Origin of the sequence: Tengunoibacter tsumagoiensis, assembly GCF_003967535.1 — a bacterium.
Taxonomy (GTDB): domain Bacteria; phylum Chloroflexota; class Ktedonobacteria; order Ktedonobacterales; family Ktedonobacteraceae; genus Tengunoibacter; species Tengunoibacter tsumagoiensis.
Genome location: NZ_BIFR01000002.1, coordinates 1,581,118 through 1,596,973 on the forward strand (window position 1 = coordinate 1,581,118; position 15,856 = coordinate 1,596,973).

Consider the following 15,856-nt stretch of genomic DNA (forward strand, 5'->3'; position numbering starts at 1 on the left):
TATGCTCAACATCGCTTCGCTTGCGCAGCTTGTACAGTTTCTACTCTGTGCTTCTGGATCCGTTCGCACGTAGCCAACAACAGGGCCTGTCCTTAGAAGAAGGAGGTGCTTCAATGGAGCCATCAATCCATCGAAAAAAGCTCGCCTTGCTGGCTTACCCTGTGTATTTCGAGTTACTTGCAGGGGTCATTGCTGGGATTGTGGATACTATCTGGGTCGCAAGGTTGGGAGAACATGCGGTCGCCGCTGTGGCAGTGGCAACGAACTTTGAGAATGTCTTGTTGGGAATTATCTTAATGGTGAGCTCAGGGTCTACGGTCCTTATTTCAGTCTATCTGGGGAAAAAGGATATCCAGGGAGTAAAGAATGTTGTCAAAGGGAGCTGGATCTTATGGGGCATCCTTGCACCGGTGATTGCGGTGAGTGGATTTTTCTTACGAGAACCGATTGCATCCCTCTTCATTGACAAGAATGACGGTCAGACGCTCAAGCTCGCCGTTGATTTTTTCCAAATCTCTTTTCCTGGTGTGCTGGTCTTTTTTGCACAAAATATTTCTGACTCCTTCTTTAAGGGCGATAGTAACACGCGTTTTCCCATGAAAATGGCGATAGTGGCGAACATCTGCATCCTTGTTTTAGATCCACTCTTTATCTATGGCCTGCTTGGCGTTCCACGTCTCGGAGTACAGGGAGCTGCTATCGCTACGCTACTTGGACGTATGATTACCCTGGCGATAAGTCTGTTCTATCTGGGTCGTTCGCGGCTCATACAGATGAGCCGCGCAGTCCACACGACCGGCAAAGCCTTCGCCACTATCAACCAGATCCTGAACTTTGGGCTCCCGATGTCCGGTGATTTCATCTTACGAATGGTTGGCAACATGATATTGATTGGATTGATCGGGAGCTTCGGCGTTGCCAATCTGGCAGGATATGGGATCGGTTCAAAAATCCTGGTGTTTGTCACTATGTCATTTTATGCAATCCGTCAGGCTTCCAGTATTTATACGGCACGCTGTATTGGAACCGGCCACAAAAATGAAATACATTCGATTGGCCGCCAATCGCTCTTCCTGGGATTCTGCCTGGCCGCGTTTGCATCTGCCATACTGGCTCTTTTTGCGACCCAGCTCATCTCTTTATTTATCGCAGACTCCTCTGTTATCGCTGCGGGGACGCTGTATCTCCATTACATGTGCATCTACCTCCTGGCTCTGACCTGTGTGATTAGTCTGGGCGGCGTCTTTCAAGGCGCTGGAAAAAGCCGCTTATTGCTATACGTGACCATCATTGGCATCTCCATACAGATTATCATCGCCTATGGACTCTCGTTCTTTTCCTCATTACACGTCGCTGGTATCTGGATAGCGATTATTGTAGGAACGCTCATTCAAGCGATTGCGGTCATTTTCTTATTCTCTTCCCGAGCATCCTTTCAAGGATTTATCGTAGATCCTGCCCACTAGACCAGGGAGTTGCTGGCTCCCTGCCATAACCGTTGCATCTCTTCGCTGGTGGTCAGTAACTCATCCAACGTTCCTCGGGCTGCGATAACGCCATCCTTGAGGACAATGATCTGGTCTGCACGTTGCAGGACGGCACGACGATGTGTCACAACAAGATAGGTTCTCTCTTTCCTTTGAAAGAGGCGTTCCCAGAGAATGTGTTCGGTCTCGACGTCGAGCGCGCTGGAGAGATCGTCGATGACCAGTAGTTCGGCACCACGCACGAGCATACGAGCAGCAGCTGCACGCTGCACCTGGCCGCCGGAAAGTTTGACGCCACGAGTGCCGACCGATGTCTCCAATCCCGCCTCCAATTGCTGTATATCAGGCTCTAGCACAGCGTCCCATACAGCGGCTGCCAGCGCTTCTGGATCGTTGGGGAGCCCCAGGAGAATGTTCTGTTTAAGTGTCTCGCTGAAGAGACGGGGGACCTGCGCTGTATATGCCGCACGTGGTGGGAGAAAGAAAGATGCAGCATCCTCCACGACGTGATTGTTCCATCGAATCTCGCCCGCATCCAGGGGGAGCAAGCCCAGAAGAGCCTGAAGCAGCGTTGTCTTGCCTGATCCAACCTGTCCCGTTACGACGGTCAGGCTACCCTGGGGCAGGCTCAGGTCTACCGCTTCGATACCATGGCCCGTCTGTGGATAGCGATAGGTCAGACCTTGCGTCTCTACAAGGTTTAAGCGATCACCGGTGTTCCAGACGGGAGTGGATACAACTGGCAGAGGGCCACGCAGGTACAAGGGCGTGGGCTCTACCAGCGCATCGGGTGAAGCATCACCCAGTAATTCACTCATCCGTTGAAAGGCAACTCCCGTCTGTCCGTAGTGAGTCAGAAATTGACCAGCATCGGCTGTAAATTCAGCGATCAGGCTGACGTATGAGACGAACAGAGCAAAGTCACCAACCGTCAGATTACCAGCACGCAGACTACTTGCAGCCACTATCATCATCAGGCCAGAGCCCACGTTGACTGCATTGGCGGTTATAGCATCGAGGATCTGCGTTGCCAGACGATCAGCCAGCATTGCCCGGCGGCGCTGCTCGTTTATGCGACGGAAGCGAACCATGACACGCTCTTCCGCGCCCGCAGCCTGCACTGCCTGGACGCCTGCAAGGATATCACCAATGGCTCCCGTGACCTGGCTGGTTGTCTGACTACTTGCGGCGCGATAGCGTCCTAGAGCGGTACTTGCCCAGCGTGCCAGTAGTGCCACAGCCGCCAGAGGCAGGATGGTAATGAAGGCGATACGTGCATCGATGTGCAGGAGCACCAGGAAAGCGATCAAGGCGATCAGGCCCTGCCCCACAATCTCATCGCTCCAATCTACGCCATCTTCCGCCTGATAGGCATCGTCGCGGAAGCGGCTCATTGCCTCTCCAAGCGAGAAAGGGAATGCAGAAGCGCCCGGGCGTTTTAAGATCTGTCGCAGTAGATTGCGACGTACCAGTGCGCTCATAGTGAAACGCATCAGGATCTCAACAAAGCCCGCACCAAGCAAGAGAGCAGCCTGGACCAGGGCAAGGATCGTCAGCATGACGAGCAGTCCATTGGCGTCGAGTGCCAGATGTGCTCGTCCAGTCAGCGTATCCAGAAACGCCTGGACGATCAGCCCTACCACGAGCGATGATCCACCCAATACTCCCCATAAGAGCGCATGGAGCAGGTAGAGCCAAAACTTATACTGTGCCATCTTCTGGAGAGAGCGCCAGGTGGGAACGACTTTCTTCATCGAGTAACCTCCTCAGCAACTTGTAGTAATTGGGCAAAGCGCGAGTCGGGAGTAGAGGCAAGGAGCTGTCGTGGTCCATACTCACAGACCTGCCCCTGCTCCAGAACAAGCACATCATGAGCATAGGCGATCGTCTCTAGCCGATGTGCGACGATAATGCCTGTGCGCCCTTCGAGTAATTGACGCAATGCATTGTGCACCAGACGATCCGTGGCCGGGTCCAGCCGCGCAGATGCCTCGTCCAGAATGACTAGATCGGGATCAAGCAACAGGACGCGTGCACACGCCAGTATCTGACTCTGGCCAGCCGAAAGACCCACGCCCTCAGAGAAAAGGTGCGTCTCCAGTCCAGCAGGCAGCTCCTGTAACCAGCTAGATAATCCGAGCGTATCCAGCACCTGGCAAATCTGTTCATCAGGGATACGCTCATCAAAAAGGGTCAGATTATCGCGTACACTGGCATGAAAGAGCTGCACTTCCTGAGTGACCAGGGCAATACGCGAGCGCACAGCCCTTAGCTGGACTGAACGGAGATCGACACCACCCAGTCGCACAGAACCAGTCAGCGGATCAGAGAACCGCATGAGGAGTCGCGTCAGTGTCGTTTTCCCACTCCCCGTATGCCCCACGATTCCCAGCACACGACCAGGAGCAAGTGAGACGCTGATATTGCGTAAGATCTGAGCATCTTCTGTATATCCAAATGAGACGTTATCCAATTCCACTCCCAGGGGGCCCGGTGGCAATGCCCTTCCAGGGCCATCAATCACGCGTGGTACTTTCCTTAAAAGAGCCTCTATCCGCACAATACTGGCGTCTGCCTGTTGCAGCTCCTGTATTTCTTTGCGAATCTGTTCAGTTGGTTGACGTAGCATGTTGGTACACTGAAAGATCAGATAGACCGTCCCAATCGTGACCATGCCAGTTTTGAAAAGCACGGCACTGACAGCAAAAGCAGCCACTGTTCCGAGCGCAAACAGCCCCAGGCTGATAGCCGTCATGCCATAGCCCCACATCTGAGCTTTTCGTTTGATCCTGAGCCAGGACCGCATCACTTCAGCACAACGGCGCAACACAAATTCCGTTGCCCCACTGGAGCGGATATCCTGCAATCCGGCCAGATACTCACTTAGAAAGCCAAAGAAATCTGCATTGGCCTGACGATCAGCGGTCCATGATGGGGTGGCGATAGCTCGTATCCACAGGATAGAGAGGAAGGCGGTACCCACAAAGGCGCTCATTACCAGACCAATGCGCCAGTCAACGTAGGACAGTAGCGCAATCACACCGAGCAATAAAAGAACATTTCCCAGCACGGAGACCACAAAGCGCGAGAAGAAGCGAGCCAGCGTCGCGACATCCCCATCTACTCGCTCAATCAACTCACCAGGCGTGTGAGCTGTGTGAAATGCGGCATCCAATCGTAACAGGTGCGCAACAAGGTCGGCACGCAAAGCATTGGTAGCCGTCCAGCTCACCTGTTCCGCCACATACGTTTCGGCAATGGTCAGCCCCTGCCCCAACAGGGCCAGAACCATTGTCAGCACTGCCAACCAGACGAGATTGGAGAGAGCAGCACCAGCGATCGCTTGATCGATGAAGATGCTTGCAACCAGTGGGGTGATGACCTGCACGCCGATGGTGCAACAGAGGATAAACGCCAGCAGCAGCATCCATAGCCACTGCGCTCGCAGATAGTGAGCGAGCAATTGCCCATAGCGTTGTAGTGCCTGCAAAGAGCGCCTCATCTTTTCTTCCTTTTCTTCAAAAATTATGGAGAGATCGTGTTTAGACAGCAGTACACTCGGTATGAGAGGATCGCTAGAAAGCATGAAGAACCTATCAAGCGGTGTAAACGCTGTGGGATAAAGGGGGGGTACTGTTGAAGAGCTTAGCTTACCTGAAGCAGGCAACGAAAAAAAGCCTGAAGAGGCTTAAGTGGGCTGACCTATGAACATGGGAAACAGAAGCTTACAGAAAGAAGGATCGTTTCTGTAGAGACTTCAGAACAAGGGATACAGACACTGAGAAGAGCGATCTGATACTTCGCTCAATCTGATCAGTGGCAAACGCAGCTCACTTTGGCTCGCAGTACCATAAGTGTCTTTGCAGTCATGATAGAAGATACCTCCGAAAAATAAGATATATAGAGTATACTCTCCTTTTCTCTCAAAAGCAAGATACGAACGGCTCATGGCTCATCTCAGAACATCCAATGCAAAGCAAGAAGGGTCTGGCGACTCGAGCGCCCCTGTCTCGAGCGGCCAGACCCTTCTCTCCTGTCAAGTGGTGTCCTGGTTTACGGTCCAGTCAGAACGCAACCGCGTTTGGCGTTATCCCACTCTTTCTGAAGGCGGTACGGATTGCCATTCAGCGTAATATTGGCGCCACTCGAGTTGCCGAAGTTCCAGGCACATTTATCGCCAATCTCTGAACCGCTGCTATCATACCAGGCATTCAGCAAGGGATCAGTGGCCGCTTCGATCTGCTCGTGTGAGGTCACATTGATTGTCTCGTCTGCGGCCTGATCTCCATTGGGGCCATTCCCACCGTTGCAGCTAAAGCTGTAAGCATAGGGCATTGCCGCATAGATAGTGTTGCTGCCAAAGTAGCTGTGATAAGCACAGAAGGCATTGGAGGCACACTGTGAATACGAGCTATCAAAGCAGAGATCCTGACCGGCTTCGGTGAAGACGAAGAAGATATTGTTCACACTTGAGCTCCAGCCATTCACGCTCTGTGCATAACTCACTTCATTCTGGATGTCGCTATCCAATAATGGACTTTCTGGATAGCCACTTGTGTCAACCCAGGCACCTGCAAAGGATGTGTTGCTTGGATATTGACCGGAAGAATTTTTGTACTGCTTATTGTTGTTGTACAGTCCGCTCCCACCAATGTCACCAAAATACCGCTCGATCAGACTGTGATAGGTGGACGATACGTTGCCGGTTGGCTCCCAGAAAATAGCATAGGTATTGGTTGTTCCGGCTTCAACTGCCCCTCCATGATAGGAAAGATTCCCTGCAAGAGGTGCGTATTTCGCGTTCGTTACGACAGATTTTGTACTTCCATCGTGCTGCAAAAAATGAACTTTCTGGAAATGAGCACTGGATGCAGCCGAGGCGCTCAATGGGGTTAAGGCTGAGATGATCAGCAAGAGTAGTGGAAAAGCAAGTACTGTTAATGCTCGTTGTTTCATGCATAACTCCTGAAAGTAAGCTGGATGCCTGAAAAAGAGTGTTGCTAGCCAGCGAATATCGGCTCCTCATCTTTTAAGAGGCATAAAGGTGAAGACCGTTTTATTCAGTGCTATTGATTATAAGTATACATAGAATTATTCATGTACGATTCATTTTATTCTTACTTTACCGATACCCATAGTAAGACAGGGTAGAAGTTCTGCCAATGCTTGGAAGGCAATACAGAGGCATAGTGTTTTACGATAATTCAAGCTGTCTTATACCAAAAATCTTCTCTAAGAATTATGTAAGGCCCTTTTTTATCTCTCTATCTGTATAGTTGAGAGTCGATGGAACACACTGCACAAAGCGCCTATTCCTGTTCGCAGGCACATTGCCGTCTCATTTTTGGGTGTCTGGTTGGTTGTAGGAGGAAAAGTAGTAGAAAGGTTGACAAAAGTAGGATACTAAAAGTAGTATAATAGAAGAAGAATGTCAATGTGGAGAAAGGATTTTCCCTTGATGCATAGCAAAAAACTGTTGCCGTATCTCGCATTCTTGTTCTTAACGCTAGTCCTCCCCTTTTCCTTTGCATCTGCACGAGCACATGCAGCACCACTCTCGCATGCAACTGTTTCTGTTCCATGCTCATCCTCCAATAAATTGAAAATCAATACGGATTCAGGCGATGTCTACTGTTTTCAGCAATCGGGAACAGAGACAGTCAATATCTACAGTCCCAACCATGTGGCCTCAAACTATTGGTCGGGGTACCTGTATTTCTCGTCTGGTGAGCCCATCCTTTTCTGTAATAATGATTCCTGGTATCTTGGACCAGCCGGTCAAACGATCACATCCGTTGTGATTTCGCCTATTATGCTCTGTTGATACGCCTACTATTGTCTTTCCCTTCAAAAGTCATTTATATGATGCCTCGAGCCGTCTTAAGATGGCTCGAGGCATCATGCATTGTGAAAACGAACAGAGAGCCACAATCTTGCAAAGAGCCCATCAGCAACCTTCTAAATATTATGTTTATCTGTCAGGTTGATTACCGGTCATCACAGTATATGTGATGATGAGAAGGATATACTGTCTATGCAGATCGCAATACTTACCGGGGGAAGTCGGGGCGATGTTCAGCCATATGTAGCTTTAGGGAAGGGCTTACAAGATGCCGGGCATATGGTACGTATTCTGTCTTCTGATGACTTTCAGGATGTAGTCACGGACACCGGGCTGGACTTCGTTTCGACTGGGGGTAATGCACAGGCTGTGGCTCAGGAGATCCAGAGTCTGGTGGCACAAGGGAAGACGCTTGAGGTTTTTGCTCAGATGAAGCGAGCCGCCGAAAAACAGGCGGTTCAGGCGACCGAAAGAGGTCTGGCTGCCTGTCAGGGCTCAGACCTGATTCTGGGTGAACTCAGTGGGCTCTCCAGTGGGCGTGCACTCGCAGAAAAATTGGGCATCCCTTTGCTGCTTGCCTATTTAGTACCTTTTACCGCAACCAGTGCATTCCCAAGTCCATTGACGCCAATTCCTCATTCATTTTTCATCGATGATGGTGGCGAGATATAAGCCATCATCTCGCTTTCGCGTCCGATATCCACAAGAGACGATGTAGACACAGACCTCTTACGACCAGACCTTCGCATTCTGAAATTGGACTGTTGACTGCCCTTTATTCACAGCCAGGAGCCCGACTGTGCCTGTATTTGGGATGTTTACTCCCTCGACACTATAGATGAGGTGACGATTGATATACATCTCTATATGGGTCCCATTGACGATGATCCCTAATAGATTGGGGTGATGATAGCCCGTCACCGCAATACCAGGTTTCGTACAATAGGTAGTACAGGGAAATGACGGTGCATTGGTCTGAGGGTGATAAAAGAGAGTGTAATAGCCATTATAGTCCAGGGTAAAATAATACTGCACCCCTTGCTTGTCTCCAAACAGGATGCCTCCAGAGTTTCCATCCAGAATGGTCATCTGGGCTTCAAAAGCAAAGTGGTTTAACGGGAGCGGGGAATGTTTTGCATAACAGGTCTGTGTCACGTTATCAGGATGAGTCACCTGGTAGGCACCATTCTGAAATGTACAATAGGTCTGGTCGTCATCCCACAGTTCAGCACTCTGGTTGGACAGTGAATCGGACCAGATCTGGCTCAGATGGAGTTCTGTGAGCCGACGACTAAAATCAGTATCATCTGAGACGCTCGATGTAGCCACTACTGAAGGTGTCGAGGACTCAGTTGGATTGAACTGTGGGATAGGTGTGGAGGGCTCGGTTGGCTTAAATGGCGGGACAGGTGTCGAAGAAGTGTTTTGAGATGAAGGAGTATGTATCAGCAGGAATAGTCCACCAATGATTGCTACTATAATTGCACCGATGGTAGTGATAATGGCGGCAGCAATTACGCCATTTCTGTCTGGCATTGAGCGTTCTCCTTTCGCGAAAGAGAGAGCTAAGCAAAACATCAATATTCCTATAGAGAATTACGCAGTAAAACGCTTATAGTTGCGTTTAGAGGGGTCAAGACTTACGATATCTTGGGCGGACCTGCGCTGATGCGCGTTCGTATATCATAGGTACGGGTGACACCCTCCAATTCCCACATGCTCTCCAGCCACCAGGTTGCTCCAGCTTCAGCATAGGGACGAACAATCGCGGCTGCACTGGCCGGGTCATCTGGAGGGGTCTCACCCTCTGTGATGACGTCAAACGGTGTCGAGTGAGTACGAAGAGCCTCGATCGCAACTCTACGCTCGTATAATTCTTCCGGCGTTCCCACAATGACGGCTCCATCGAAGCTGGCCGCACGCCGAATCTGGCTCTGCTTCGCACCACCCACTACCCAGATAGGAATGCGAGGATGTTGGTGTGGTTGATGCGTATGCCAACCGATATTTGTCTGCATTTTCTGTAAATGGTAGTAGCGACCCTCGTAGGTAAAGTCGTACAGATCCTTCCCATGCCACCAGTTATCGAGAAGTGTCAGCCCTTCATCAAGGCGCTGCGCCCGTACTTTGTTATCTTGCATGCCAAATTTATCCAGTTCCAGGACACCGAGTCCGGCTGTCAGGATCGCGCGTCCTCCTGAAAGCTGATCGAGGGTTGCAGTTTGTGCAGCTACGTACCAGGGAGATTGCTCCGGAAGCGGCGTCAGCATTGTCCCTAGAGAGATACGTTGCGTGCGCATTGCAATCGCTGTTAATTTGATCCAGGCAGTCATCCAGTCATCTGGGAGAAAAACTCCATCCCAGCCAGCCGCCTCGGCTTCCTGCGCTAATTCAACTACTTCTGGTGCAGTACCTATGAGAATAAAACCATATTTCATGGGGAAAAACTCCTTTTTTTAGAGAGGTCAACTCAACAAGAGGAGTATACACGAGAAACATGACACCTTCTGTCGTATAGGGATGATACAATGAGCCGCAGAGGCATTGAACGATTCTCAATAAATATTCGCCTCTCTCACAAATAATTTCGCTGTGATAAGAGGCATTGCTTTCTGGATTGAAGTTCTAGCATACTTTTCACCAATAGCGAAAGGACTGATCAATTTGACAGAGAACTCAGACTTTCACTCAACATTGCTTCAAGATGAGCAAGACTGGCAGCAGTTGCTGCAATCTGTCGAGCAAATTCACTCCTCTGATCCCTTTCATTGCATCTGGCATATGGGAGATCTCATGTGGACGCGATATAGGAACCAGGCGATAGATCCTCGCAAGCACATCAGACTGTGGAAAAATGCTGCCGGCGAATTGCTGGCTTTTGCCTGGTTTCTTTCCTACGGCACAACTATTCAAGTTGCTCCAGATGCGCGCCAGCAAAAGGTACTCTATGAAGACATCTTGAACTGGGCCGAAGAATACTGGCTTACAACCTTCGCTGATCAACCACAACGACGCAATCTCTGGTGTTACGCGTTTGATGATGATTCTTTCCTGCAAGAAGCCCTGTTTCAACATGGCTTTCAACGTGGAGAGGATTGTCAATTGCTTTTCTTTCAGGAGCTTTCTACTGAGTTAGCGAGATCCGAACTTCCTATAGGATGGACTATTCGTCCGTTGAGAAACACTCAGGAGTATACTCGCCGAATAGAGATTGAGTTTGCAGCCTGGGGAATCGGCCAATCATTCGAGGATTATCAGAGGATGCGAGCAGTTCCCGAATATCTTCCCGAACTTGACCTTGGCGTGTTTGATACAGAGGACACAATGCTGGCTTATACTACTATTTGGCTGGATGGTCAGGGCAGTTGCGGCTATTTTGAGCCTGTGACAGTTCATCCCACAGCACAGCGCCAGGGGATTGGTCGTATGCTTTTACAGGAAGGGCTCTATCAACTCAAGAACCAGGGAGCCAGATACGCGCGTGTGTGTCCACCTGATGATAACGAAGGGGCAAAAAAACTCTATGCTTCAGTTGGTTTTGTCAGGCACAATCAGACTTGGATCTGGGGGAAACAGTTAAGAAGAGTGGAAGAAAGCATCGGAAACTGAAGGACTTACGATTACTATTCTGTAGGTGGTTGGCAGACATGTATACATGTATAGTTTGTCCTATTAAAAATACGACCAGGAATCCACGCGTCTGGACGCGTATCGCTACAATATATTGAAATGTCTGCTCTTTATTCAGTATGCATCTCCTCTACTCCCTGCTCTTTTCGAAAAAGGCAGGATAGGCATCGTTGTGCCCCGTTTCAAGGGGAGAAGACATTCCAATGCAAAGGCCAGCAACATCTGGATGCACTGGTATTGCAACCACAATCCCTTGACACTACTCAGGTAGACACCGCTCTGTTTGTAGATTTCTTAGCGAACGGCTTTCATCGCCGTCTCTTGCATTGTTTTGTGGGGTCAACACAAGCCGCACCTGGTCGCTAGAGGCTCTCCTCAAACAGACTCGTCCCCCATCGCCGCAGACGCTGATTGACGCTTTAGAATATTGTTGTTTGTGGCACATTGCTTTTGAACACCCAACAATGCAGGTATGGCAAAGACATCCACGGCTAGCCCCGCTCAATAATCTTGGCTGGACCTTTGAATGGGTGATCCAGGCTCTCCTGGAACGAGAGTATAGTGCACTTGTACGACGCCACGTCCATTTGGGTGAGATTGCGGCACTCGGTGAAATTGATATTCTTGCTCTTCTTCCAGATCGGAGATCGCTCCTGATCGAGTGCAAGTCAAGCTCTAAAGGACTCACCAATCTTCAAATAGACCGTTTTGTTGCCAAAGCTCGGGGATTTCCTGGAGCTTGTTCCTTGTTTCTTTTTTGTTTACCCCCATCAGCATACGCAGTTTTGTATGTATTTCGGCTATAAAAAATGATTTATTTTCATATTTCTCCTTCTTCTTTAAGGCTCATAGTGAAAGTGAGGCGTGAATGCCTTATAATAAAAGGAAGGATGAACGCTGAAAAAAGCGAGAAGAAAGAACAGCGTACATAATCACCCGATACGAGTCTCACATCGACAGGAGGGCCCCAGTGAGTAAATCAATCTCTGTCTTCTATTGCTATGCTCGCGAAGACGAGAAGTTGCAAAGGGAACTTGAGAAGCATTTGCGTCCTTTCGAGCGAATCAATCATATCATAGGATGGTCTGATCAAAATATCGAACCAGGTGCAGCACGGCAAGAAGAAATTGAGAAGCATCTTAGTGGTGCTGACCTTGTTCTGTTACTCATCAGTGCTGATTTTCTCAATTCTGAGGACTGCCAGAGGGAAATGAAGCAGGCGCTTCAAAGACATAGGCAAGGTGATGTACGCGTTATTCCCATCATTCTCCGACACTGCATATGGTGCTTGCCTCCTCTTTCCGACCTTCAAGCATTGCCTACAGATGGAAAACCTATCACCCAATGGTCTGATAAAGACGAAGCGTTCCTAGATACGGTACATGGAATCGCAATGATACTCGTTGAAGAAGGAGTACTATCACCGCAGGAAGCCAGGATGTTGGATCTAAGTGATCAGCCGACAACTCCATTGCCATCGGGGGAATTACAGAGGTGCTATCTGGAGCAGGTTAAGCGCAATACAGAACGGACGCCGCTCAAAGTCATTCCGACAGGTTTGATTTCGCCGAAGGCCCCCCTGGCTGAGATCTATATCCCACCGCGTTTTTATGCAAACCGAGCGCGAGTGGACTTTCCCGTACCCGATCAGGAACTGGATCGCTATCGCGAATCGCTCAAGAGAGGTATTTTGTCGCTGGACCTGGAACGAGTGGTGCTGGAAGCTGAGAAAAACTGGCAATATGACTTGAAAGCTAGCCATCCAGTGGGTCTGGATGTAGTCTGGGAACAATTAAACTCACACCATGTGGTCGTCATTCAGGGCTATCCAGGGATGGGCAAGAGCACCCTGATGGAGCGATTAGCTCTGCACATGGCGGTACGCGGCTTGGGCCTGCCTGATCCAGATATGCCAGAACACGAAAAACTCACACCGAATCTGATCCCTGTCATGCTGAGGTTAGGCCAGTATGCCAACGAGGCGTTCCCTCAAAAGAGCACTTCAGTGGGTATGGGTGTGGATGGGAAGAGCAAAGAAGGGCAGGCGAAGGAGGTACTCTCACTGCTTATTTACTTGCTGCGTAAGATGGCAAATATGGACCTGCCGAGCTTAGCCGATTTTATGCGGCAAAAGTTGCACGACGGCGCTTGTCTGGTGTTGCTGGATGGCCTTGACGAAGTGAGCGATCCGGTACAACGTGAGGAGGTACAGGAAGAGATCAAGAGGTTTGTCAAGGGATATTGTTCTCGCTGCTATTTTATTATTACCTCTCGCGTGGCTGGTTATGATCAGGCAGCCTTCCCTGATTATCCCCATTTTACCTTAGCTGCATTGGGTTACAAAGAGATTAAGTATTTCCTGCCACGCTGGTGCCAGGCCAATCGTGAGGGAGAGTTTCATGTGTCAGAGGTCAGTTCCGCACAGATTGAGGAGGAAGTAAAAGTGCGTGCGCAGGAACTACAAGCAGCCATTGAAAGCAATGAGGAGGTACGTAAACTGGCTGAAAATCCACTGATGTTAACCCTCCTACTGGTTATGCAGCAGAACCGTATTGCCCTTCCTCGACAGCGTGTAGAACTCTATGATACGATCACGAAGATCCTGCTTAATAAGTCAGAAATTACCGAGTCTCAGGCCATTGAATGCCTGGGTCCGTTGGCTTTTGAGATGCAAGAGGCGAACAGCGATTTTGTGCGTCAGAGCGAAGTTGAGAGGAGGCTGATGGAAGTGATTGGTCGTAAGAGTGATACTGATGATAAAGTACGAGCAGAAGCAATACAATTCTTGTGGCGGGTCCGCGTGCGTGGCGGTCTCTTTGTCTCGCGAGTCAGCGACTATCTGGGTTTTATGCATCGCACCTTCCAAGAATATTTTGCTGCACGTCATATTATCAACACCATGCAGACCGACCAGGATCGCAGGATCAATGAACTGGTCCAGCTCGCTTGCCGCCAAGATGCTCTTTGGCGTGAACCTTTTCTGTTAGCTGTAGCCTATTTGAGCTATCACAACGACGAACATATTGCCAGCGCGATTCTGCGCGTGCTACTCGTTGAGTCTGCGAATAGGACACTTGAACAGCAGGTTTCTGCGCTCGTGCTAGCGACCGAAGCCATCATCGAGGCTAGACCACTGACTATCCAACAAGAATTGCAGACACAGACAGCAGAGCTATTGCTGACCTGCTATGAGCGAACGTCGCGCACGCCCGATAACGCAAGTACCGCAAGCAAAAAGATTGAAAATGTCATATTGCGTTGGTTGCTCAGCTTGCCCAAAGAAGCTTATCGCCTGCCACTCCTTCGTGTCATTTCCCAAGCCATCAAGGATACGCAGCAGACAAATCGCCAGCGTAACGTTCTGACTTTGCTCACTATCATAGCTAAACAGTTGGAGCCGTGTTCCCCCGTCGTTTTTGCTGCGCTCATCCCGCCATTACTCGCACTCACAGGCCTCCCTGCAATCGGACCCTATAAACCATCTGTCGATCTGACCGTCTCAGCCGACTTTGATGTGGCTGATCTCGCTTTGAGTGCCCTCTCCTTCTTGGGCAAGCGCGGCCCATCGGGTCTGTATCTGGTAACTGTGCAACAATACTTCAAAGAACATCCAGAGCAATTTCGCTTGCTTGCACGTTGCTCACTGGAATGCGGAACGCTGATTACGCCAGTCATAATCCCTCTGTCAGAGAAGAACTACCAGCAGCATGTAACTGCAATCAGGCAATGGATGGGCTTATCGCGTGATTGCACGGATGAAAACATTGATGCTTGGCTCTCTATTGAGCAGGCACTCTTAGAGTGTGCCGAAGGAGTGCGTTATCCTGCCGCAATGCATCTTCTGGAGATGTTGAGATGTACCGGAAAACAGGGTGGACAGCCGTGGTCAGAGATATGGCAAACCTATTTGCAGGAACAATTGAACACCGCGAACTATATCAACTATCAGGAAGTGGCCCTGCTATGGAACCATCTTTTCTGGAGGCAATCACAGCCCCTTGCAGATACTATTCTAAAGCACTATACTTCTTATAATAAAACAAAAGCAAGATATGCGTGCAGATTTATAGCATATCTTATAGGTAATGCGAGACATTTTCGATACTTTGCTGAAGCAGGTGACCAAAAATGCACTCTAACATATAGGCGGTTAGGAGATCTAAGCAAACTAAGAGGTATTACAGAATATTTTACTGATTACAGAAACTTCATATATTTGAAACGTTTTAGAGAACTATTACATTATGGAGAATTCGACTATCTAGAATATTTAATTGGTTCTTGGTATGCAGAACGTTTAAGTTGTTTAGAGAGTTTAGTGTTTACAAAAGATCTTATAAGAACCGCCCAGAATCGTTTGCGTGTTTCTGCCCGAGCAGAGAAGATCGATAATTTAACGATTCTCCGAGAGTGGTTATTGGAGGTTCAAGCGAACCTTGACCTTGAAAAAGGGAATGAAGATGAAATAAGAACTATAGCATATACTGCAGTGCATGAAATTAAAAACACAAAAAACGATAAAATCGTTCAAAAAGCTGCATTGTATATCTTGCAAGCACTTCCAGCGCATACTCATGCTGGTATTGTTCTGATAGGGGAGATACTCGATGGAACGCAGAACCAGCAAATCTGGAATGCCTGCGTTCATTCACTGCGCTCTGCTGATCCGATTGATAAAGCTGCGCGGCAGGCGTTGGAAAAGGTGAGAAAGAGGCTCAAAAGGGGGAGTGCTACAAGTAAACGCTCCTTTTAGAACAAAAATATGCTAATACGCATTTCAAACGAGCCTTAGGGGAACCTCTATTGCAGTATTGAGATTGGTGAGAGCCTTGATAATAGCCTGGCGCTTTAACCGAGTTACAGATCAGTGTGTTATCGCAGGCCAGAGCAATGCTAT

Annotated in this window: 10 protein-coding genes; 5 read left to right on the plus strand and 5 right to left on the minus strand. The window is 49.2% G+C overall.

Going from position 1 to position 15,856, the window contains the following annotated elements:
* The first annotated feature begins 113 nt into the window (after nucleotides 1-113).
* A complete protein-coding gene (locus tag EL628_RS26865) occupies nucleotides 114-1,466 on the plus strand; it encodes an MATE family efflux transporter (protein WP_126583057.1) in 1,353 nt (450 codons plus the stop codon).
* Here the strand turns inward: EL628_RS26865 and EL628_RS26870 are convergent.
* The 3 genes from EL628_RS26870 to EL628_RS26880 form a co-directional block, all read right to left on the minus strand.
* On the minus strand, nucleotides 1,463-3,241 hold the full coding sequence (locus tag EL628_RS26870; protein WP_126583058.1) for an ABC transporter transmembrane domain-containing protein: 1,779 nt from the start codon (nucleotides 3,239-3,241) through the stop codon (nucleotides 1,463-1,465). The two genes, EL628_RS26865 and EL628_RS26870, sit on opposite strands and share 4 nt — an antisense overlap.
* Nucleotides 3,238-4,989 (minus strand): ABC transporter ATP-binding protein, encoded by a 1,752-nt coding sequence (locus EL628_RS26875; protein ID WP_126583059.1) that lies wholly within the window; start codon nucleotides 4,987-4,989, stop codon nucleotides 3,238-3,240. Before EL628_RS26875 ends, EL628_RS26870 begins: the two co-directional genes overlap by 4 nt.
* A gap of 551 nt (nucleotides 4,990-5,540) precedes the next feature.
* A complete protein-coding gene (locus EL628_RS26880) occupies nucleotides 5,541-6,443 on the minus strand; it encodes a hypothetical protein (RefSeq protein WP_126583060.1) in 903 nt (300 codons plus the stop codon).
* A 502-nt stretch (nucleotides 6,444-6,945) separates the two neighbouring features.
* Here EL628_RS26880 and EL628_RS26885 point away from each other — a divergent pair.
* Together EL628_RS26885 and EL628_RS26890 are read left to right on the plus strand one after the other, a co-directional pair.
* Nucleotides 6,946-7,311, plus strand: coding sequence for a hypothetical protein (locus EL628_RS26885; protein WP_126583061.1), 366 nt, complete (start codon nucleotides 6,946-6,948; stop codon nucleotides 7,309-7,311).
* Between the two features lie 210 nt (nucleotides 7,312-7,521).
* Nucleotides 7,522-8,001, plus strand: coding sequence for a glycosyltransferase (locus EL628_RS26890; protein ID WP_126583062.1), 480 nt, complete (start codon nucleotides 7,522-7,524; stop codon nucleotides 7,999-8,001).
* A 57-nt stretch (nucleotides 8,002-8,058) separates the two neighbouring features.
* On the opposite strand, the gene EL628_RS26895 is transcribed toward EL628_RS26890, so the two are convergent.
* Both EL628_RS26895 and EL628_RS26900 read right to left on the minus strand, forming a co-directional pair.
* The gene (locus EL628_RS26895; protein ID WP_126583063.1) at nucleotides 8,059-8,865 is read right to left on the minus strand and encodes a hypothetical protein; all 807 of its coding nucleotides are present in this window, start codon (nucleotides 8,863-8,865) and stop codon (nucleotides 8,059-8,061) included.
* Between the two features lie 104 nt (nucleotides 8,866-8,969).
* Entirely contained in the window at nucleotides 8,970-9,767 is a 798-nt protein-coding gene (locus tag EL628_RS26900; RefSeq protein ID WP_126583064.1) for an LLM class flavin-dependent oxidoreductase, read from the minus strand.
* Nucleotides 9,768-9,993: 226 nt separating this feature from the next.
* On the opposite strand from EL628_RS26900, the gene EL628_RS26905 reads away from it, so the two are divergent.
* Both EL628_RS26905 and EL628_RS26910 read left to right on the plus strand, forming a co-directional pair.
* The gene (locus EL628_RS26905; RefSeq protein WP_126583065.1) at nucleotides 9,994-10,938 is read left to right on the plus strand and encodes a GNAT family N-acetyltransferase; all 945 of its coding nucleotides are present in this window, start codon (nucleotides 9,994-9,996) and stop codon (nucleotides 10,936-10,938) included.
* 991 nt (nucleotides 10,939-11,929) lie between these two features.
* A complete protein-coding gene (locus EL628_RS26910) occupies nucleotides 11,930-15,712 on the plus strand; it encodes a TIR domain-containing protein (RefSeq protein ID WP_161975800.1) in 3,783 nt (1,260 codons plus the stop codon).
* Nucleotides 15,713-15,856: the final 144 nt, after the last annotated feature.

Coding starts and splice junctions, on each gene's coding strand:
- EL628_RS26865 (WP_126583057.1), top strand. CDS start 114: ATGGAGCCATCAATCCATCGAAAAAAGCTCGCCTTGCTGGCTTACCCT.
- EL628_RS26870 (WP_126583058.1), bottom strand. CDS start 3,241: ATGAAGAAAGTCGTTCCCACCTGGCGCTCTCTCCAGAAGATGGCACAG.
- EL628_RS26875 (WP_126583059.1), bottom strand. CDS start 4,989: ATGAGGCGCTCTTTGCAGGCACTACAACGCTATGGGCAATTGCTCGCT.
- EL628_RS26880 (WP_126583060.1), bottom strand. CDS start 6,443: ATGAAACAACGAGCATTAACAGTACTTGCTTTTCCACTACTCTTGCTG.
- EL628_RS26885 (WP_126583061.1), top strand. CDS start 6,946: ATGCATAGCAAAAAACTGTTGCCGTATCTCGCATTCTTGTTCTTAACG.
- EL628_RS26890 (WP_126583062.1), top strand. CDS start 7,522: ATGCAGATCGCAATACTTACCGGGGGAAGTCGGGGCGATGTTCAGCCA.
- EL628_RS26895 (WP_126583063.1), bottom strand. CDS start 8,865: ATGCCAGACAGAAATGGCGTAATTGCTGCCGCCATTATCACTACCATC.
- EL628_RS26900 (WP_126583064.1), bottom strand. CDS start 9,767: ATGAAATATGGTTTTATTCTCATAGGTACTGCACCAGAAGTAGTTGAA.